The 20,448-nt window shown below is 62.6% G+C and carries 17 protein-coding genes and 1 riboswitch; of the genes, 8 read left to right on the forward strand and 9 right to left on the reverse strand.

Annotated elements, in window-relative coordinates:
* Window positions 1-155: 155 nt before the first annotated feature.
* The 3 genes from ASC86_RS20325 to ASC86_RS20335 all read left to right on the forward strand — a co-directional run bounded on the left by ASC86_RS20325 (window position 156) and on the right by ASC86_RS20335 (window position 3,437).
* Complete coding sequence (locus ASC86_RS20325; RefSeq protein WP_056325484.1) at window positions 156-1,727, forward strand: trimethylamine methyltransferase family protein; 1,572 nt, start codon at window positions 156-158, stop codon at window positions 1,725-1,727.
* Between the two features lie 246 nt (window positions 1,728-1,973).
* Window positions 1,974-2,627 (forward strand): 4Fe-4S dicluster domain-containing protein, encoded by a 654-nt coding sequence (locus ASC86_RS25390; RefSeq protein ID WP_244477667.1) that lies wholly within the window; start codon window positions 1,974-1,976, stop codon window positions 2,625-2,627.
* A gap of 63 nt (window positions 2,628-2,690) precedes the next feature.
* On the forward strand, window positions 2,691-3,437 hold the full coding sequence (locus ASC86_RS20335) for a phosphodiester glycosidase family protein (RefSeq protein WP_056325490.1): 747 nt from the start codon (window positions 2,691-2,693) through the stop codon (window positions 3,435-3,437).
* On the opposite strand, the gene ASC86_RS20340 is transcribed toward ASC86_RS20335, so the two are convergent.
* Window positions 3,434-3,769, reverse strand: coding sequence for a hypothetical protein (locus tag ASC86_RS20340; RefSeq protein ID WP_056325493.1), 336 nt, complete (start codon window positions 3,767-3,769; stop codon window positions 3,434-3,436). The two genes, ASC86_RS20335 and ASC86_RS20340, sit on opposite strands and share 4 nt — an antisense overlap.
* Window positions 3,766-5,520, reverse strand: coding sequence for a hypothetical protein (locus tag ASC86_RS20345; RefSeq protein WP_056325495.1), 1,755 nt, complete (start codon window positions 5,518-5,520; stop codon window positions 3,766-3,768). The genes ASC86_RS20340 and ASC86_RS20345 overlap by 4 nt, the downstream gene beginning before the upstream one ends.
* 131 nt (window positions 5,521-5,651) lie before the next feature.
* Between ASC86_RS20345 and ASC86_RS20350 the strand changes: the two genes are divergently transcribed.
* Window positions 5,652-6,665 (forward strand): hypothetical protein, encoded by a 1,014-nt coding sequence (locus ASC86_RS20350; RefSeq protein WP_056325498.1) that lies wholly within the window; start codon window positions 5,652-5,654, stop codon window positions 6,663-6,665.
* Window positions 6,666-6,679: 14 nt separating this feature from the next.
* Here ASC86_RS20350 and bmt read toward each other — a convergent pair whose 3' ends face one another.
* Complete coding sequence (gene bmt / locus ASC86_RS20355; RefSeq protein ID WP_056325500.1) at window positions 6,680-7,696, reverse strand: betaine--homocysteine S-methyltransferase; 1,017 nt, start codon at window positions 7,694-7,696, stop codon at window positions 6,680-6,682.
* Window positions 7,697-7,891: 195 nt separating this feature from the next.
* Between bmt and ASC86_RS20360 the strand changes: the two genes are divergently transcribed.
* Window positions 7,892-8,983, forward strand: a complete 1,092-nt coding sequence (locus tag ASC86_RS20360) for an acyltransferase (RefSeq protein ID WP_056325503.1) — start codon at window positions 7,892-7,894, stop codon at window positions 8,981-8,983.
* Window positions 8,984-9,004: 21 nt separating this feature from the next.
* Here the strand turns inward: ASC86_RS20360 and ASC86_RS20365 are convergent, their stop codons facing one another.
* The 5 genes from ASC86_RS20365 to ASC86_RS26300 all read right to left on the reverse strand — a co-directional run bounded on the left by ASC86_RS20365 (window position 9,005) and on the right by ASC86_RS26300 (window position 14,769).
* Window positions 9,005-10,342: an O-antigen ligase gene (locus ASC86_RS20365; RefSeq protein WP_056325504.1), complete on the reverse strand. Its 1,338-nt coding sequence runs from the start codon at window positions 10,340-10,342 to the stop codon at window positions 9,005-9,007.
* A gap of 286 nt (window positions 10,343-10,628) precedes the next feature.
* Window positions 10,629-11,672 (reverse strand): glycine betaine/L-proline ABC transporter ATP-binding protein, encoded by a 1,044-nt coding sequence (locus tag ASC86_RS20370; protein ID WP_056325507.1) that lies wholly within the window; start codon window positions 11,670-11,672, stop codon window positions 10,629-10,631.
* Complete coding sequence (locus ASC86_RS20375) at window positions 11,665-12,573, reverse strand: proline/glycine betaine ABC transporter permease (RefSeq protein WP_056325509.1); 909 nt, start codon at window positions 12,571-12,573, stop codon at window positions 11,665-11,667. The genes ASC86_RS20370 and ASC86_RS20375 overlap by 8 nt, the downstream gene beginning before the upstream one ends.
* Window positions 12,574-12,832: 259 nt before the next feature.
* Window positions 12,833-13,831 (reverse strand): ABC transporter substrate-binding protein, encoded by a 999-nt coding sequence (locus ASC86_RS20380; RefSeq protein WP_056325511.1) that lies wholly within the window; start codon window positions 13,829-13,831, stop codon window positions 12,833-12,835.
* A 794-nt stretch (window positions 13,832-14,625) separates the two neighbouring features.
* Window positions 14,626-14,769: a hypothetical protein gene (locus ASC86_RS26300; RefSeq protein WP_200943839.1), complete on the reverse strand. Its 144-nt coding sequence runs from the start codon at window positions 14,767-14,769 to the stop codon at window positions 14,626-14,628.
* Window positions 14,770-15,007: 238 nt separating this feature from the next.
* Between ASC86_RS26300 and ASC86_RS20385 the strand changes: the two genes are divergently transcribed.
* The gene (locus ASC86_RS20385) at window positions 15,008-16,465 is read left to right on the forward strand and encodes a cobyric acid synthase (RefSeq protein WP_056325515.1); all 1,458 of its coding nucleotides are present in this window, start codon (window positions 15,008-15,010) and stop codon (window positions 16,463-16,465) included.
* 4 nt (window positions 16,466-16,469) lie between these two features.
* On the opposite strand, the gene ASC86_RS20390 is transcribed toward ASC86_RS20385, so the two are convergent.
* Window positions 16,470-18,197 (reverse strand): chloride channel protein, encoded by a 1,728-nt coding sequence (locus tag ASC86_RS20390; protein ID WP_244477668.1) that lies wholly within the window; start codon window positions 18,195-18,197, stop codon window positions 16,470-16,472.
* Window positions 18,198-18,368: 171 nt separating this feature from the next.
* Window positions 18,369-18,737, forward strand: a riboswitch (cobalamin riboswitch).
* A gap of 117 nt (window positions 18,738-18,854) precedes the next feature.
* On the opposite strand from ASC86_RS20390, the gene cobU reads away from it, so the two are divergent.
* Complete coding sequence (gene cobU, locus ASC86_RS20395; protein ID WP_056325516.1) at window positions 18,855-19,370, forward strand: bifunctional adenosylcobinamide kinase/adenosylcobinamide-phosphate guanylyltransferase; 516 nt, start codon at window positions 18,855-18,857, stop codon at window positions 19,368-19,370.
* A gap of 2 nt (window positions 19,371-19,372) precedes the next feature.
* The gene (cobW, locus tag ASC86_RS20400; RefSeq protein ID WP_056325519.1) at window positions 19,373-20,440 is read left to right on the forward strand and encodes a cobalamin biosynthesis protein CobW; all 1,068 of its coding nucleotides are present in this window, start codon (window positions 19,373-19,375) and stop codon (window positions 20,438-20,440) included.
* Window positions 20,441-20,448 lie beyond the last annotated feature (8 nt).

A 20,448-nucleotide genomic window follows, 5' to 3' on the forward strand; every position in this document is an offset into this window, starting at 1 on the left:
GGCATGGCCGGAGCGACGTGTCGTAATCTGGCGGTTGGTTCTCTGTCGGGCTTGCGCCATCGGGCGGCGCATTGAGACCCGTCCGGGCCGGACGCCTTGGTAGCATAAGGGCATCATTCAAGCGCAGCCGATGCGTGGGAGAGGACTTGGAAAACATGAGCGATGTGACGGAACAAACAGCGGATGCAGGCGGTCGCCGTTCGCGCGGTGAAGGACGCGGAGCAGCGGCAAGGCGCGCCTCGCGCACCGGCGGCGGCCCAGGTCAGTCGCTCCCCTATATCACCCGCAAGATTCGTGAATACGAGGTTCTCGACGAGGAAGGCCTGGCGCTGATCGAGCGCAATGCCGACCTCATTCTCGAAGAGATCGGCATCGAGTTCCGCGACGATGCGGAAGCGCTGGAACTGTGGAAAGCGGCGGGCGCCGACGTGCGCGGCCAGCGTGTGCATTTCCCCAAGGGGCTTTGCCGCGACCTGCTCAAGACCGCGCCGAAGGAATTCACCTGGCATGCGCGTAATCCCGAGCGCAGCGTCCATATCGGCGGCAAGGCGACGGTGTTTGCACCGGTTTACGGCCCTCCCTTCGTGCGCGATCTCGAAGGCAACCGCCGCTACGCGACGATCGAGGATTTCCGCAATTTCGTGAAGCTCGCCTATATGGCGCCGTCGATGCACTCGTCGGGCGGCACGGTCTGCGAGCCTGTGGACGTGCCGGTCAACAAGCGCCACCTCGATATGATCTACAGCCATATCAAATATTCCGACAAGCCGTTCATGGGGTCGGTCACGGCGCCGGAGCGTGCGGAAGACACGATCGCCATGGCCAAGCTCGTCTTCGGCGACGAGTTCGTCGAAAACAACACGGTGACGCTGAACCTGATCAACGCCAACTCGCCGATGGTGTTCGACGAGACCATGCTCGGCGCGCTGAAGGTTTATGCCCGCCACAATCAGGCGAGCGTCGTTTCGCCCTTCATCCTTTCCGGCGCGATGAGCCCGGTGACGGTGGCCGGCACGCTGACGCAGATTCTGGCCGAGGTTCTGGCCGGCGCTTCCTTCACCCAGCTGATCCGCAAGGGTTCGCCGGTGCTGTTCGGCACGTTTGCCGCCTCGATCTCGATGCAGTCTGGCGCGCCAACCTTCGGCACGCCGGAACCGTCGCTGGTGTCCTATGGCGCGGCCCAGCTTGCCCGCCGTCTCGGCCTGCCGTTCCGTACCGGGGGTTCGCTCTGTGGCTCGAAGGTTCCGGATGCGCAGGCGGCCCACGAATCGGCCTCGACGCTGAACATGACGCTGCTGGCCGGCACGAACTTCGTGCTGCATGCGGCCGGCTGGCTCGAAGGCGGCCTCGTCTCGTCCTACGAGAAGTTCATGATCGACCAGGACCAGCTCGGCATGATGCAGAAGATGGCCGAGGGCGTGGATCTTTCCGAAAACGCCCAGGCGCTCGACGCTATCCGCGAAGTCGGTCCGGGCAGCCACTATCTCGGCTGCGCCCATACCCAGGCGAACTTCCAGACGGCTTTCTACCGCTCGGCGCTTGCCGACAACAACTCCTTCGAACAGTGGGAAGTGGAAGGCGAAAAGCGCATCGAGCAGCGTGCCAATGCGCTCGCCCGCAGCTGGCTCGACAGCTACGAAGCGCCGCCGCTCGATCCGGCGATCGATCAGGCGCTGCTCGACTACATCGCCCAGAAGAAGGATTCGATGCCCGACGCTTTCACTTGAAGAGAGCCCGAGCGCGCCAGGGAGCAAGGCGGCGCGGCGCAGGTGGCTGATTTCATTCAGAAGGAAGTCTGGCGACCGCATTACCAAACGATGGGACCGAAGCCGAAATGAGCGGCCTCGCCATGCTCGATGAACTCCGTGCGGCTTTGCGGCCGCACGGACTTTTTTTGCGCGGTCTAGTGGATTTCGGCGGGGAGAGCGTGCCTTTCCTTGACGACAGGGCTGTTGCCCCCGACTCAACGGCGGCTGCCGCGGTCTTCCCTTCTCCCCSCGGGGGAGAAGGGAAGCGCAAACCGCTTTTTTGGAGGTGACGGCCCTGCTCTTGATGATGGCGGGCAGGCGCGGAGCGTCGTGCTGATCGGCAATATCGGTGGTTCCCTGTGGCAGCCGTTTTCGGCGTGGCGCGATGCACAGCCGGAGAGCGCGCATCCGCTCGATACATGGTCGAAGGCAGTGCTTCGGCCGCTGGCACTGCGTTTTGGGGCGACGGCCTATTTCCCGTCCGATCCGCCATGGCAACCGTTCCAGCGCTGGGCGATGCAGGCAGAAGGGTTGAAACCGTCGCCGCTCGGTATCCTGATCCACCCTGTCTATGGGCTTTGGCATGGTTATCGCGGGGCATTCGGTTTTCAGCATTCGCTTGAGGTCTCAGCGCCGGAAGCGACTGATCATCCTTGCGAAAGCTGTCTAAGGAAACCTTGCCTGACGCATTGCCCCGCTGACGCGATTACGCTGGACGGGTTTCAGTACCAGCCATGCCGAACACATCTTGCAACCGAGGCCGGGGAGACGGGGTGCATGCAGGCAGGCTGTCTGGCTCGGGCAGCCTGTCCGGTCGGGGCGGGTTATCGGTATCCGCCGGAGCAGTTGCGGTTCCATATGGCAGCGCTTGAGCGTTGATTCGCCTCGTTTTTGCTGTCTTCCTTCTGCAAAGGTCGATTCTCCCCGCAACAGGGCATCGATATGCTTCGTCTCCTGAGTCTCGGAATTGTCATGGCCGCTCTCACCGTCACCGATGCCGCTGCCTGCGAGACGGTCGCGCATCTCGGTCAGTCCTATGCCGTTTGCCGTTTCGACCCGGCGAAGGACGATATCCGCATCTTTCATACGGGGCGGGATGGCAAGCCTTACGGCGGCTTCGTGCCGCTGGCCGATGATGTCAGGCGAGAGCAGGATTATCTCGTCTTCGCGATGAATGGCGGCATGTATGAGCACGACCTGAGTTCGGTCGGCCTGCTCGTCACCGACGGCGTCGAGCGCAAGCCGGCGGCGCGCGGCAATGGCTGGGGGAATTTTTATCTGAAACCGAACGGCGTCTTTTTCATCGAGGGCAAAAGCGCCGGCGTGATGGAGACGGAGGTCTATCTGGCCGGCGGCCACAAACCGGATTTCGCCACCCAGTCCGGCCCGATGCTGGTGGTGGACGGCACGCTTCATCCTGCCTTCCTGCCGCAAAGCGACAGCTTGCAAATCCGCAACGGCGTCGGCGTCGATGGGAAGGGGAAGGTGCTGCTGGCGATCTCGTTGGAGCCGGTGCGCTTCCACGATTTCGCGACCTTGTTCCGTGACGCGCTCGGCTGCCCGAACGCGCTGTTTCTCGACGGCTCGATTTCAAGCCTCTATGCGCCGGTCCTGAACCGCTACGACAACGCGCACCCGATGGGACCGATCATTGCGGTGACGCGCAAAATGCCCGGCGCGCCGGACTAAACTTCGGGATAGGCCCGCTGTAGCCCGCCGGAGCGCACGAGCCCGGCACGAAAAGCCTGATGGGCGGCATGCTGGCCGGAGCGGGCGACTTCCATCAGGCGAATCTGCAGGCGGCTCGGGGCCGTCTCGCCCAGCCATTCGCCGAGTTTTTCAAGCTTCAGCGAATTCAGGAATCGCCCGCCGGAAGCCGTGTCGAGATGGAGGTTCAGGCCCTCCAGCAGATGTTCGTCCTGCACCGGGTTCTGCATCAGGAGTTCCAGCCAGGAACGATCCGCATCCGCAAGTGCGGCCAGTTTTCCGGCAACGGTATCGCGATCGGGCAGGGTGGTCATGCACGTTTCCTCGTCAGTTCGTCGGCGGTGTCATCGGATTTGAAGGGGGCGGTGCGGGCGGGCAGGGCCGGCACGTCCATATGGTCAGGCTCCAGTCCCTCGCGGGCGCGATCGATCATCATCCGGTAGGCGGTTTCGAGATGGCGGGTGAAGCGTTCGGTATCGAACAGCGACGCGCGGAAACGGTTTTGGGTAAGCTTTTCCTTCAAGGCCTTCAATTCGGCGGGGTCGCCTGCGAGACGGACGCAGAGCGCAACATAATCGCGGGCATTGTCGGCCACCAGTTCCGGCGCGCCGAGGGCGGTGAGCAGGCTTTCGGAGACGCGCGAGGCGAAATGGGTGCCCCGGAAGGTCGGCACCGGCAGGCCTGCCCAGAGTTTATCCGAGGTTGTCGTGTGGCCGTTATAGGGAAAGGTGTCGAGGCCGATGTCGGCCGCCTGCAGCCGGGCGGCGTGGATCTCGTAATCCGCGCCATCGGCAAAGATGATGCGTTCGCGGGCGATGCCGTGCGAATCGGCGTAGTTCAGCATGTTCTCGCGGGCGAAATGATCCTCGCAATAGAGCCACAGCACGCTGTTGCCGGTCGCGTTCAAAATCTTCATCCAGAGCGATGCCGTCTGGGGCGTGATCTTGCGCAGCGCATTGAAAGCAGCAAAGACGATGGCGTCTTCCGGCAGGCCGAGTTTCTGCCGCGGCAGCGCCGGCGGCAGGGGGCGGTGAGTGTCGTCGTTGGCCTGATAGCTTTCCGGCAGGCGGCAGAGCTTTTCGTGATAATGCGGCTTGCTGGTATCGGGTGTGACGATCCCGTCGGAGACGACGTAGTCGCAATCGATACCGATGCCGCTGCCGGGAAAGCCGAGATAGGCGACCTGGATCGGCGCTGCGCCAAGATTGACGATGTTGGCGCGGGCGCCCTTGGTGTGCCCCTTGAGATCGACGAGGATGTCGATCTTGTGGCTGCGGATAAGGTTCACCGCCTTTTCATCGGTAAGATGGCCGATGGGTACGATCTTGCCGTACTGGCGGCGCAGGCCCTTGTCGCGCTTTATCAGGCCGGCGGGCGTGTGGCAGAACAGCGTCACCTCGAAAGCATCGCGGTCATGCTGCATCAGCACGCCCTGGAACAGCCGCATCGTGGCATGCTGGTCGCAGATGTCGCTGGAGAGATAGCCGATCCTGATCCTGTCGCCGAAGACATGCGGGCGCGCCCGGCGCTCTGCCCGCGAAGCCGCGGTGAAAGGGCGGGCATGCGGGACGCGGGTCTGGCGGGCATTGAGCGCCTCGTCGGCGCACCATGTGATGTGATCGAAGGGTTTTTCGATCGCGAGGTAGCGCTCGTCGCCCTGTTTCAGCATGGCAAGGAAGCGCTGGTCCTCGACCTCGCATTCGTCGAAATTCAAGGAGCCGTGCAGGCAGCGGCGGAAGGTTTCCTCGGCCTCGATATCGAAGGCGCCAGAGCGGGCGGCTATACGCGCGGCCTGCAGCGCCTGACGGGTCTCGCTGGTGCGGGTCAGCATGGTCGCGGCCATCAGCTTCAGCATCTGGGCCTTGTCCGGTGCTGTTTCGGCGGCGCGGTTGTAGAAAGTTGCGGCTTCTGCGAATTGTTCCGATTTCGCATGGCATTGGGCGGCGAGCAGCAGCACTTCGGTTGCCGCATCAGCGCGTTTCAGCATGGGGGCAATCTGCAGAAGGCAGTGCCGGTATTTGCCGGCGGAATAGCTTTTCAGAGCGCCTTGTAGAATTGCGGACATGGTAACCCCGTCACTGACCTCGATCTTTCCCATGATCTAGCGGATGAGGCTGGGGCAAGGCTGGTGTCGTGGGCGCAAGCCTCGGGCAGCGAAGGCCGGTTATGAGAGCGCGACGATAATTGGACGCCGCCATGACGCTTCTCACGATCTACATGCCCAGCAAACGTTCGCTTGCCGGCTCCCGCGACGCCATCGAAAGCGCGCTTGCCTATGCGGAGCACGCCGATGCGCGGCTGATCGTCTCCGACAATTCCGGCGATATGGAGAAGCGGCGCTGGTTGGAAGGTCGTTCGCCGCGGCTGCAGGCTGTCGTCTCCGACGCGATAAGTGCCGCCGACAATTGGCGGCCGGCCTTCGGCTTAGTGCGGACGCCGTTTCTGCTGCCGATGGGGGATGACGATATCGTCTCCTTCCGCGAGGACGAGGAGCCGGTCGATCTCGCGTCGCTGCCGGCCGATGTGATCGGTGCGCGGCCGGTGACACAGATCTGGACGCTGGCCGATGGCGTGCGCCAGACCGAACGCTTTCCCCTGATCGAGACGACACCGGGGGGGCGGCTTTCCGAATACAGCCGCAAGGCGCGCGGCAACAACAGCAGCTATTACAGCATTTTCCGTGCAGCGCCGTTTCTGTCGCTGATGCGGCTGTTCGTCGAGGACCATCCGACGAAGGGCGGTTATATCGACTGGGCGATCTGCCTCGCCTTGTTTGCGAGCGGCCGGGTGCTGCACGATCCGTCGCTGATCTATCGCTACGATCTCGGACGCTGGGCCGAGGCCGATAGCCTGCGGCAGACCAAGGCGAAGCTTTTCACGAATGCCGGATTGCCCGAGGATGCCGAGAAATTCTGGGGGCTGCTGCTGTTTCTCGATCTTTACGTGTTGCTGGCGCGCCTGCCGCTCGATGCGGCTGCGCGTCAGGATGCCAATGTCGCCAGCTACCGGATGTTCCTGAAACCCTTCCTGAACAGCGTCGTCGAAACCCCCGAGAGGTTCGACGAGACGACCTGCTATATCGCCGGTCTGGTCGCAGCCGAGCAACAGCTCGATACCGTTTTCCAGCTTTCGGTCTATCTCAGCGATTGCATCCGGCTGGGTCTGAAGGACGGCTATATCAGGTTCTTTCAGGCGGCCTCGGCCGCCTGAAGAGGGATTTCCGTTCAGCCGCGGCGGCGGCTGCCGCGTTCGCGGGCCGGAGCGGCGGCCGCTTCGCCGGCGGTCTTGTTGCGCAGTGGGCCGATGCGCTCGACGATGACCTCGAGCGTCGGGCGTTCGCCGGGCGTGTAGCTGTCGAGCGCGCCGCGCATGGCGGCAAGGTGTTCGCAGGAGGTGCCGCAGCAGCCGCCGATGATGCGTGCGCCGGCATCGCGGGCAAGGCGCAGATAGTCAGCCATCAGCGGCGGCGTGCCGGAGTAATGGATGACGGAGCCGCGGAATTCCGGAATGCCGCAATTGCCCTTGACGACGACGATTGCGTTCTGGTCCGCCTCGGTCATGTCGAGTAGCGACGACAGGATGTCGGAGGCGCCGACGCCGCAATTGGCGCCGACGGCGATCGGGCCTTCGCCGATATCCTTGCCGACGCCGTGGATATCCTTGGGATGCAGGCCCATCATGGTCTTGCCGGCGGTATCGAAGGAGCCGGTATAGACGTAGGGCAGGCCGACCTTGGTGGCGGCTTCGGCGGCGGCGCGGATTTCATCCGGCGACGACATGGTCTCGATCCAGGCCACTTCGGCGCCGCCATCCTTCAGGCCCTCGATCTGCTCGGCAAAGGCGGCGACGGCATCCTCGTAGCTCATTGCGCCGAGCGGGATCAGCAGTTCGCCCGTCGGGCCGACGGAACCGGCGGTGATCACCTTGCGCGGCGCGTTGTCGGCAACGGCGCGAGCGATCTCTGCGGCGCGGCGGTTGAGGTCGTAGACCCGGTCCTGCGCGTGGTGCAGCTTCAGCCGGTGGCGGGTGCCGCCGAAGGAATTGGTGAGGATGATATCGGCGCCGGCATCGACGAAATCCTGATGCAGCTTGGTGATGTTTTCGGGCTTGGCCTCGTTCCACAGCTCCGGGGCCTCGCCGGCTTCCAGACCCATGGCGAAAAGCGAGGTGCCAGTCGCGCCGTCGGCGAGCAGCACGCCCTTGGCCTCGAGAAGATCGGAAAGCGGATTGGACTGGGGCATGAGCGGGTTCCCGGATTGATGTGGTCAGAAGGATATAAAGATATCTTTATATGATTGCAAGCCGTCTCTCGCCCTGTCGGGCGGCAAATGGTTTCCGCTTGGTAGGGTTAATATCAAGCAAGGTTTGATCGCACGCGTAAAGCGGCGCATTTTGCGGGCCGCCAACAGGCTTGCCGCGCGCCATGGGGTCAGATCATGATCGACAAATACCGTTCCCTGCCAAGCATTGCAGACGTGCTCGACGCCAATAGGGGCGAGGGGCCGGGCTTCAATTTCATGCGGCTGGCATTGGCGATCCTGATCCTCGGCGCCCATTCCGCCTGGATCGCTGGCAAGGATATCACGCAGGATTGGGTCGGCCTGCATGGCCTGTTTCTTTTGAGCCTCGTGCCGGCCTTCTTTGCGCTCAGCGGCTTTCTCGTCACCGGCAGCGCGCTGCGCACCAATGCGGTGCGGCCATTCATTGCGCTCCGGCTCATCCGCATCGTGCCGGCGCTGTTCGTCGAGGTGGTGCTGTCGGCGATCATTTTTGGGCCGCTGCTGACCACCTATGCCCTGTCGGATTATTTCACCGATGTCCGCTTCTTCGAATATTTCGGCAATATCGTCGGTCGTATCCGCTTCGAGCTGCCGGGCCTGTTCGAGGCCAATCCGGTGCCGCATATCGTCAACGTCAACCTGTGGACGCTGAAGCCGGAATTCTATTGCTACATCCTGATGGCGGCGATGCTGGCGCTCAACGTCTTCCGCAGCCGCGAACTGTTCACCGGCTTCCTGGCGCTGATGATCGTTGTGGCCACAATCGCCTCCTATGCCTTCGGCTTCGGCATCAGCGAGGGCAATTATCACTGGACGATCATCGTATTCTTCTTCTTCGTCGGCTGCGCCGCTTTCCAGTGGCGGGAATATATCCGGCTGCATTGGGCGCTGTTTGCCGCCTCGGCCGCGATTTCGGTCGCGATCATGTCGATGGACCGGCAGCTCGCCTTTCTGGTGACGCCGTTCTTCACCTATTGCGTCGTCTATATCGGCATGCTGCCGCTGCGGTTGCCGAAGGCGATCACGCGCTTCGACGTGTCCTACGGCATCTATCTCTACGGCTTCCCGATTCAGCAGACGCTGGTCAGCCAGTTCGAATGGACCCATCACAACGGTTTGGTGCTGTTTTCGGTCGCCGCGCCGCTGACGATCCTGTTCGCCAGCCTGTCCTGGGTCTTTGTCGAAAAGCCGTTCCTGAAGCTCAAGCCCTATGTGACGGGCACCATCCGGCAGAAGGCGGCGGCTTGATCTACGGCGCCGCTGGCGTCGTCAGCGGCGCACCGTCCGGCGCGCCAGCATACTGAGGCCGAAGACGCCGAGCACCAGCATCATCCAGAGCGGATCGGCGCGCGACAGGATGAAGGATTCGAGCATTCCGCCATAGGTCATCAGCACGACGACCATCATGAAGAAATCGGCGAGACGCCGGTTGGCGGGTTCGCGGTAAGCCCTGATATAGTCGCGCATCGGCTTGACCACGAGGATCAGGATGATCACCAGCCCTGCCGGGATGCCGTAATACAGCATCGTGTCGAGATAGGAATTGTGGCCGGAGACGATGCCGCGCACGTCCCAGCTCGCTTCGTAGTTCGGCTCCTGCCGCGAGACGATCGGCGTCAGCCAGAAGCTGAAGGCGCCGAAGCCGGTCCAGGGATGCCGCATCAGGTTCTCGATGCCGAATCGCCAGATTTCGTCACGGCCGGTGAAGGTCGAATCCTCGATGATCGTTTCGGTGATCGGCACCATCTTCGGAAAGATGACCGTGCCGATGGTGAGGAGGCCGACCGCTACCGCGAGCACGGCGTGCACGGCCACCGTCAGTAGCGGCCGGCCCGTTATCCGCGTCAGGAACACCGTCATGATGGCGAGCGGCAGGAAGCCGATCGTCGTTTTCGACTGCGTTTTGTAAACAAAGAAAAACGCGAGCAGCGTGATGGCGGCGCCGCGCCAGTTGAGGCCGCTGCGCCAGCAATAGATGCCGAACGCCGCCAGCACCGAAAACAGCGGTGCGGCAAAATTTTTGTGCAGGAGATGCCCGCGCCACGAGCCCGCATGCCACGGCTCGCCGCCGCTGGCCGAATGGGTTGCGGCATCCGGGATGATGAAGACGGCGGCATAGTCGATCAGGATCAGCAGCAGCACCGCATTGGAAGCGGCATTGACGAAATCCCGCTCAGAGCGCGGCAAAAGCACCACGCCGGCGACCGGGATGGTGGCGATCAGCGTCAGCATCATGCCGCGCGTCGCGGCATCGGGCTGATAGGCATGCTGGGCGCCCCAAAAGGCGAGCCCGAAGATGACGATCCAGCTCGGCGATATCGCGCTCATCAGCACCCGCCGGTCGACGAAGGCGAGCATGGCGAAGAGATAGATCACGCCGAGGGTGAGGTAGCCGATCTGGTTGACGATGTTGCCGTCGTTGCTCGAATTTTCGCTATAGCCCGCCCCCTGGAAAGGCGTCAGCGTCAGAACGAGGAGGAACAAGCCGATCGCAGAAAGGCTGGCGGTGAGGGCACTGATGAGGCGGTCACGTGTATTCTCCGCCGCCGCGGGCGGAACGGGGTGGGCGACGAACCCTGTCGATAGTGCTGCCGCAGTCCGCGCCATGGGTGCCGTGCCGGAAAGTTTTTCGTGCGCCTGGCTTTGCCGGAGGGCGCGGGATTGTCCGACAATGGAAGAACTTGGTTAATCAATGCTGAAGGAGGCGGCGATTGCCGAGGGGGATACGGTGTTTGGCGGCGGCGGGGCCTTCATCCGGCCTGTCGGCCACCTTACTCCCCGCAGGCGGGGAGAAGGGACAAGCGGCAAACTCCGTAGTTCCCTCTCCCCACGAACGGGGAGAGGGTTAGGGTGAGGGGCAGTTCGCGGCGAATTGTGGGCTTTCGTAATCCCGTCAAGCCGCCTTCTGCTGGTGGTCGGCGGGGGTGACCATCGCGGTGATGATCGTTGCGAGGTCGAGCGCACCCACCGGCTTGCCGTTGGCATCGACCACGTGGGCGGTCGTGCTGCGGGCGGCACTCATCATGCGCGCGGCCCCTTCGAGCGCCGTGCCTGCCGCGACCGGAACGCCCTGCGGACCGGCGCCGAGCGGGTGCATGATGGTCTCGACATGGATGACGCGGCCACGGTTCACTTCCTTGACGAAGGCGGTGATGTAGTCGTCGGCCGGGTTCAGAACGATCTCCTGACCGGTGCCCTGCTGCACGACCTTGCCGTCGCGCAGGATGGCGATCTTATCGCCGAGGCGCAGCGCCTCGTCGAGATCGTGGGTGATGAACACCACCGTCTTCTTCAGCTCCTTCTGCAGGTCGAGAAGCACCGTCTGCATGTCGACGCGGATCAGCGGGTCGAGCGCCGAATAGGCTTCGTCCATCAGCAGGATATCGGCATCGTTGGTCAGCGCGCGGGCGAGGCCGACGCGCTGCTGCATGCCGCCCGAAAGCTGGTTCGGATAGTGGTTCTCGAAGCCCTTGAGGCCGACGCGCTCGATCCAGCCCTGGGCGCGCTTACGGCTGGCATCGGCGGCAACGCCCTGGATTTCCAAGCCATAGACGGTGTTTTCGATGACCGTGCGATGCGGCAAGAGCGCGAACTTCTGGAACACCATCGCGGTCTTGTGGCGGCGGAATTCGCGCAGGTCGTTCTCGTTCATCTTGCAGACGTCGACGCCGTCGTAGAGCACCTCGCCGGCGGTCGGGTCGATCAGCCGGTTGATGTGGCGGATCAGCGTCGACTTGCCGGAGCCGGAGAGCCCCATCACCACCATGACGCCGCCGGCGGGCATGGAGATGTTGATGTCCTGAAGGCCGAGCACATGGCCGTGCTTCTCGTTGAGTTCGGCTTTGCCGAGGCCCTTCTTCACGGCGTCGACATAGGCTTTGCCGTTCGGGCCGAAGATCTTGTAGAGGTTCTTCACCTCGATTGCGTGACTAGCCATGGATGACCTCCGAATGCTTCTGTAGCCGACGGCCGTAAGCCTGGCTGGTACGGTCGAAAATGATGGCGATCGCAACGAGCGCAAACCCGTTGAGGAAGCCGACGGTGAAGAACTGGTTGTTGATCGCCTGCAGCACGTTCTTGCCGAGCCCGCCGACGCCGACCATCGAAGCGACGACGACCATGGCCAGCGACATCATGATCGTCTGGTTGATGCCGGCCATGATGGTGGGAAGGGCAAGCGGCATCTGCACGTTTTTCAGCTTCTGCCAGCCGGAGGAGCCGAAGGCGTCGGCCGCTTCCAGCACTTCTTTGTCGACGAGGCGGATGCCGAGGTTCGTGAGGCGTATCATCGGCGGCACCGCATAGATGACCACCGCGATCAGGCCCGGCACCTTGCCGATGCCGAAGATCATGACGACGGGAATGAGATAGACGAAGCTCGGCATCGTCTGCATCACGTCGAGGATAGGGTTGATGAAGGACTGCACCCGGTCGGAGCGCGCCATCATGATGCCGATCGGGATGCCGATGACGATGGCGATCAGGGTACAGACGGTCACCATCGCCAGCGTGACCATCGTATCGTTCCAGAGCCCGAGCAGGCCGATGGCCAGCATGGAAACGGCCGTGCCGATGGTGATGCGGATATTGCGGCTGCCGAAATAAACGATGGCCAGCATGAGGATGAGGATGATCGGCCAGGGCGACGTGACGAAAAGTCGTTCCAGATAGTTCAGGAACCATTGCAGCGGCTGCACCGCCGCGTCGATGAGATCGATATAGCTTCGCACTATCGCCTTGAAGCCGTCGTCCACGGTCTTTCTCGCCATGCGGATCGAGGCTTCGTCAAAGGCTGGAAATTTACATAAGAACCCTGGCAATACGTCGCAGAGCGCCATTCCTGTCCCCTTTTTCTACCGGAAATGATCTGCCGTTCGCTCCCTTCGCCGCGGCCGGGGCCGCTTCGACATGGTCTCTTCCCGACAGGCACGGGGACTCTTCCGTTCCCTCTGTGCATTCGCTTTTCTGGCACGATCTGCCGCCTGGCCGTGCCCGGTTTGCGACATTTCGCGTTTTCATTGGGGCTAAAATACCCTCTTGACGCGTTTTTTGCCGCGATGAAAAACCCGGCCGGAGAGCCGGCCGGGGGAGGCGGTGTTAAAGAGCCGCCTTGATCTTCTCGGCGACATCCGGTGCGACCCACTTGGTCCACATGTCCGGATAGGTCTGCAGGAAGTACTTGGCGGCGTCTTCGTTGGTGCCCTGGTTGTCGCCCATCCAGGCGAGGACCTTGCCGACGGTGCCGTTATCCCACTGGCGGGTCTTCATGTAGTCCATGGCGACGCCGGCCTTTTCCGAGAAGGCCTTGGTGACGATGGTGTAGACGTCGGAGGTCGGGTAGGAATTGACCTTCGGTGCCGGGCAATCCGGAACGGCGGTGCAGGCATCCCACTCGGCCTTGTCGTGCTCGACGCCGAAGGAAAGCTTGGTCATCTCGTACTTGCCGAGGATGGCGGTCGGCGCCCAGTAGTAGCCGAGCCAGCCAGTCTTCTTTTCGAAGGCGTTGGCAATCGAACCGTCAAGGCCGGCGGCAGAGCCGGTATCGACCAGTTCGAAGCCGGCTTTTTCCGCGTTGATCGCCTTGTAGAGATTGGCGGTCGAAACCTGGCAGTTCCAGCCGGACGGGCAGTTGTGAACGGCAGCCTTGGACGGATCTTCGGGCGCCGGGAACAGTTCGGGATGTTTCAGTGCGTCCTGGACGGTCTTGATATCCGGGTGCGCGTCGGCGAGGAATTTCGGAATCCACCAGCCTTCGACGCCGCCTTCGGTGAGAAGCGGTGCTGCCTGGATCAGGCGGCCTTCCTTGATCGCCTGATCAAGCGCGGTGCGCACCGAGTTGACCCAGAATTCCGGCGCGACGTCCGGCTCGGCCTTTTCGTTCATCGAGGTGAAGGTCGGCATCGTATCGCCGGTGACCAGCGTCACCGTGCAGCCATAGCCGTTTTCGAGAACGAACTTGTCGACCTGCGCCGCCACGCCTGCCGAAGCCCAGTTCATTTCCGCGATGCTGACATCGCCGCATTCGGCGGCGGACGCCGATCCGGCGATCGCATAGAGGCCGGCGGCGAGGAAAGTGGAAGCAAGAAGCTTCTTCATATTTAAGACCTCCCAGTCTTAATGCAGTGATCGAACATGGCCGGAGCCGGGATACTGCACGTCCCGGTCGCCCAATGGATTGTTCTCATGCAGTCGGTGCCAACCGGCGAAGGGTTGGTCGCTCACCCCTGCGACGCCATCGGAGACATTGTTTTATCGCCGCGCGGTCCTCTGCACGCCGTTCCCTTCTTGTCGTCAACAGCAGCGTAAGTATTCCTCAGCAGAAATCAACCGCCGCGCGTCGCACTTCATCGTTTGCGGCCCTGAAAAGCGGCGTCGAAAGGCGCGTGCAAGTTGTTGAATTATAACGGGGCGGCCGAAAAATTGGGCAAAAGCCCGGCTCTGGGGCACAAATTTGCCGCCGGCTCACAAACTTGCCGCCTTGCCTGTTTCATTGCAGCCGGATCGTGTTCCGTCTGCGCCCTGGCGAGATTTTCTGCACATCGGACGCGATTTCTTCGACTGACGAAAAAAAATTGAAAAAATACCGATTTTCTCACGTCCGGCTGCCGATCATAACGATCCGGTAACCCTGTCAGGCTAATTGTCGTCCTGCGGCGGGGGACACTCGCTGCCCGGCCGGATCAGGTATTGCGTCCCGGACGGTGTACTGACGCAAGTCAGGCCATGCGTTTTTTTTGGCAAATCGCACGTTTCCGGGCCCGGACGTGCGGTTTTCGCGTTTTGGGCTCTTCCCATAGCTGTCGTCAGCCGAAAAGGGCGCAAAGAAAATGCCGTATCCCCGAGGGGATACGGCACAAGTTTTCACTTTGGGAGTGATTGCGGAGAAAAGATCAGCCGACGCTGCGGGTGCGCACGAAGCTCAGCGGGCCGAGCGGGGCCGACATTTCCGTGTTGCGGACGCGCGAATGGCCGCGCGGAGCGCAGGCGTTCCATGCGATCTGGACGAAATTGGGCTTGGAAAAGATGAACAGCATGGCAGTTGCGACCTTGGGTGTGGGGCGACCCGCGCCCCGGTGATTTCGATGGGCGGGATATACGCTCGATCCGGCCGAAAACCAAGGCCGATTTCGTCACGTTATGTCGCTTTCTGAACACTATGCGCAGGGTGCATAGCTCGACCGTCTCGGGTGCTCCTTCCGCTGTGAGGGAAGGCGGCAGAATTGCGGCAAAACATGGCTTTGCAGAGGCTGAGGGCAATGCTACGAGGAGACCATGACACGATCCATCATGCTTCAGGGAACCGGCTCGGATGTCGGAAAAACGGTACTCGTCGCCGGCCTCTGCCGGCTGGCCGCAAATCGCGGCCTGAAGGTTGCGCCGTTCAAGCCGCAGAATATGTCGAACAACGCTGCCGTTTCCGATGACGGCGGCGAGATCGGCCGGGCGCAATGGCTGCAATCCATGGCCGCGCGCATACCGTCGTCCGTGCATATGAACCCGGTGCTTTTGAAGCCGCAATCGGAGACCGGCAGCCAGATAATCGTGCAGGGCAAGGTCGCGGGTGCGGCCAAGGGGCGCGACTATCAGGCGCTGAAGCCGAAGCTGATGGGCGCAGTCATGGAGAGCTTCGAGACGGTGCGGGCGGGGATGGATCTCATCGTCGTCGAAGGGGCGGGTTCGCCGGCTGAAATCAATCTGAGGGCCGGCGATATCGCCAATATGGGTTTTGCCACCCGCGCCGGCGTGCCGGTGGTGCTGGTCGGCGATATCGACCGGGGCGGGGTCATCGCCTCACTGGTCGGCACGCATGCAATCCTGCCGGAGGAAGACCGGCGCATGATCACCGGCTATCTCATCAACAAGTTTCGCGGCGACGTGTCGCTTTTCGACAGCGGCCTTGCGGCCATCGAGCGTTTCACCGGCTGGCCGTCTTTCGGCGTCGTGCCGTGGTTGAAGGCCGCAAGCCGGCTGCCGGCGGAGGATTCGGTGGTGCTGGAGCGGCTGGCGCGCGGCCGGGGAGCGGCGCTGAAGGTCGCGGTGCCGGTGCTTGCCCGTATCGCCAATTTCGACGACCTTGATCCGCTGGCGGCGGAGCCGGAGGTCGATCTCGTCTTCGTGCGGCCTGGCGACCGGCTGCCGGCCGATGCGGGGCTGGTCGTCATCCCCGGCTCCAAGGCGACGATCGCTGACCTCGCCGATTTTCGTGCGCAGGGCTGGGATCGCGATCTCGACGCCCATGTGCGGCGCGGCGGCCATGTCATCGGCATTTGCGGCGGCTATCAGATGCTGGGCCGGCGCGTTGCCGATCCGCTCGGCATCGAGGGGACGGAGCGCGAGGTTGCCGGGCTCGGGCTGCTTTCCGTCGAGACGGAGATGGCGCCGGAAAAGACGGTGCGCAATTCCAGCGCCTGGTCGGTGGTTCACGATGTCGAGCTCAGTGGCTACGAAATCCATCTCGGACGGACAACGGGCGCGGATTGCGAGCGTCCCGCCGTGTTGATCGACGGCCGGGCGGATGGTGCGGTTTCCGCCGATGGGCGCATTTCCGGCACTTATCTGCATGGGCTCTTCTCCAGCGATGCCTATCGCGCGGCGCTGCTGCGCAGCTTCGGCATCACCGGCGGCGGAGCGAACTATCGCCAGTCCGTGGATGCGGCGCTGGACGATGTCGCAGCCGAGCTTGAGGCGGTGCTCGATCCGCGCTGGCTGGATGGGCTGATGGGGCGCTGAGACTTCAGAGTTCGCCCGAGGCTTCGCGCCGCCTGCGGTCCAGTTCTTCGCTGTAGCGGCGGAGTGTATGCGCTTCGGTCAGCAGGCCTATGACGCGGCGCTCGATGAGGTTGTTGACCACGGCCAGCGCGTCGCTTTCCGTCTTGTCGAACAGGGCTGCCGCCTGCTTGGCGTTCATCGTCGGTTGCAGGAAGTCATTGGCGAGCTTGATGAAGGAGCCCAGGCTCGTTTCGCCCTTTTCCTCCGTCGGACTTGCATAGACCTCCGCCACCTGTACCAGGCCCATATAGCGGTTGTCCTTGTCGACGATGATGACACGCTGCGTCGAGCCGAGGGGGAAGTCGCGGCGGAAGGCATCGAGCGACAGGTCCGAGCCTGCGGTTCGGACATCTGTGCGCATCAGCCGGTTGACGGTGAGGTTCCTGATCCAGCCGACGTCGTGGGCGCTGCGAATGCTCTCGCCGCGAAGATGGAAACGCCAGGTGGCGAAGGAGTAGCCGAATGTCGTGCGTACCACCAGTGATGACGTGATGACAGCCGCCAGCACCAGCACGGTGATCGGGAAGTCGCCGGTGATTTCGAGAGCGAGGAACGTCATCGTCAGCGGCCCGCCGATGACGGCGACGGCGAGCGAACTCATGCCGACGACCGCATAGATCACCGGTGTCAGCGTCGCATGGGCGAAGATATAGGGCGCGCTATAGGCGAAGAGCTTGCCCAGCAACGCGCCCATGAACAGCGAGGCGAAGAACAGGCCACCCCTGAAGCCGGAGCCGATCGAGACGGCTGACGCGACCGATTTCAGCAGGAACAGGCTGATGAGCATCGGGATGGTCGTCTCGTTCGACAGGTTGAGATGCAGGGCGCCGTGGCCGGCCGAAAGCACCTGCGGCGAAATCATCGCCAGCAGCCCGACGACGATGCCGCCGAGGGCCGGGCGCGCGATAGACGGGATCGCGCTCTTGCGCGCCACCTCTTCCGTCAGCGACACGCCCTTCATGATCAGGATACCCATGGCGGCGCAGAAAACGCCGAGCAGGAGGGCCGGCGGATAGTCCGCCGTCGCGACCGAACCGAAGGAGCCGACATCGATGGTGAAATCGCCGCTCGACAGATATTGCGCGACGATGTTGGCGACCAGGGCGGAGACGACGACCGGCGTCAGTGAGACGATCGTATAGGAGCCGATGATCAGTTCGAAGGCGTAGAAGGCACCGGTGAGCGGCGCATTGAAAGCGGCGGCGATCGCGCCGGCTGCGCCGCAGCCGAGCAGCACGCGCAGATCCGAGCGGCGCAATTGCAGGAGAACGCCGATCTTGGAGGCGAAGCCCGAGGCAAGCTGCGTATAGCCCGCCTCCAGCCCGACGGACGCGCCGAAGCCGTTGGAGATCAGGTTCTGCACCGCGACGATGATGCTGTCGGTCAGGGACAGCCGCCCGCCATGAAGAGCGTTCGCCTCGATCGGGTCGACGATCGGGCGCTTGCGCCACTTTGTCAGAATGAAGAGGACGAGGCCGAGTACCAGTCCGCCGAGAATCGGCGCCACAAGCACGGTGCGGTCGGCGCCGAAATCCGTTGCACTCAGGCGCTGGTCGTCGCTAATTCCGAAAATGAGCTGGTGCAGCCCGCTTGAAATCCAGCTCATGAGCGAGACCGCAAGCCCCGAGGTGACGCCGACGGCAAGGCCTGCGGCGACGAGCCCGAGTTCGCTGCTCCGCGCAAAAGCGCGCATGCGGCCGATATCGAGGAGCACGGACAGGAAACCCAACCGGCGCAGGTCGAATTTCGAAAGGGAGAATGGCATTTTCATCGGTTCAACGAAGCATCAGCTCAAGACAATCTTGTGACCCTTTCGGGCGCGGCACCACATAGCGCTCTGATTGACACATTCCAACCGAAAGCCTAATCATCGGCCATGGATGGTTCCCGAGGATGCGGAGCATTTTCGGGAGTAAATGGGAATGCGAAAGGATGGACCCAAGCAGGGCATCCCCATCGCAGCCGACCCCGCGACTGTAGAACGGTCAGGGTCCGCCATCCGGCGGGCAAGAGACGGGCGGATGGGTCGCATGGTGCGGCCGGCGCCGGTCGAACGCCATGCCGGAAAAGCCACTGAAGACTGTCACGATCAGCCGGGGTGGGACGCCTCTTCTTCTACGAATCGTCCGCCTTTTCGTGAAAGCTCCTTCGGGAAGGCGAGGCGGGCCCGTTCGCGCCTTTTTGGCGCGTGGCGCCGTGAGCCAGGAGACCTGCCGTCCAAGAAGGGCATCCGCCCGACCCAAGGGAGCATCGCTCCCGATGCCAGCACGGAGGTTGTCTTGGCTCCTGACATTTTCGCGCGCCGTTGCGGTGCGCTTGTTCGCCGCTGGCGTGAGGCCGAGGCGGGCTCATGACATCGCGTAGCGTGCTGGTGCTGGGCGGAGCCCGTTCCGGCAAATCTTCCTTTGCTGAAAATCTCGTCACCGAAAGCCGGCTTGGGCTCCACTATATCGCGACCGGCCGCGCCTGGGACGACGAGATGCGCGAGCGCATCCGCGCCCATCAGGAGCAGCGCGGCGAGGGCTGGATCACCCATGAGGAGCCGGTCGATCTCGTGGGCAAGCTTTCCGCCATTGATGCGCCGGATCGCGCCGTGCTGGTCGATTGCCTGACGCTCTGGGTCACCAATCTGATGCTGGATGAGCGCGCTATTCCTGCGGAATGTGCGCGTCTTGTCGATCTTGTGTCGCGTCTCAAGGCGCGCGTTGTTTTCGTTTCGAATGAAGTCGGCCTCGGCATCGTGCCGGAAAACCGCATGGCGCGGGACTTCCGCGACCATGCCGGGCGGCTTCACCAGTCTGTCGCGGCGCAGTGCGCCGAGGTGTATTTTATCGCGGCCGGATTGCCGCTGAAAATGAAGGGTTGATCATGACTTCCAAATCCACCGCCGCCCACGGCAAGATTCCGGCCACCGTCATCACCGGCTTCCTCGGCGCCGGCAAGACGACGATGATCCGCAATATTCTCGAAAATGCGCAGGGACGTCGTATCGCGCTGATCATCAACGAATTCGGCGATCTCGGCGTCGATGGCGACGTGTTGAAGGGTTGCGGTGCCGAAGCCTGCAGCGAAGACGACATCATCGAGCTGACCAATGGCTGCATCTGCTGCACCGTTGCCGACGATTTCATTCCGACCATGACGAAGCTGCTCGACCGCGACAACCGTCCGGATCATATCGTCATCGAGACCTCGGGTCTGGCGCTGCCGCAGCCGCTGATCGCCGCCTTCAACTGGCCGGATATCCGCACGCAGGTCACCGTCGATGGTGTGATCACCGTCGTCGATAGCGCCGCCGTTGCCGCCGGTCGTTTTGCCGACGATCATGACAAGGTCGATGCGCTGCGTGTCGAAGACGACAATCTCGACCATGAAAGCCCGATCGAGGAACTGTTCGAGGACCAGCTGACGGCTGCCGACCTCATCGTCCTCAACAAAACGGACCTGCTCGATTCCACCGGCCTTGCCTTCGTTCGCAAGGAAGTGGAATCGCGTACCCACCGCAAGCCGACGATGATCGAGGCGAAGAACGGCGAGGTTTCCGCCGCCGTGCTGCTCGGCCTCGGCGTCGGCACGGAAAACGACATCGCCAACCGCAAGTCCCATCACGAATTGGAGCATGAAAACGGCGAGGAGCACGATCACGACGAATTCGACAGCTTTGTAGTCGAACTCGGCTCGATTGCCGATCCGCCGGCCTTCATTGGCCGGCTGAAGGAAGTCATCGCCGCCCATGATATCCTGCGCCTCAAGGGCTTTGCCGATGTGCCCGGCAAGCCGATGCGCCTGTTGATCCAGGCTGTCGGTAGCCGCATCGACCAGTATTTCGACCGTGCCTGGGGCGCGAGCGAAACCCGTGGCACCCGCCTGGTCGTTATCGGCCTGCATGACATGGATGAAGCCGCCGTGCGCGCGGCGATTGCGGCAGCGGTATGATGATGACC

Origin of the sequence: Rhizobium sp. Root1212, from assembly GCF_001424985.1 — a bacterium.
Classification (GTDB): domain Bacteria; phylum Pseudomonadota; class Alphaproteobacteria; order Rhizobiales; family Rhizobiaceae; genus Pararhizobium.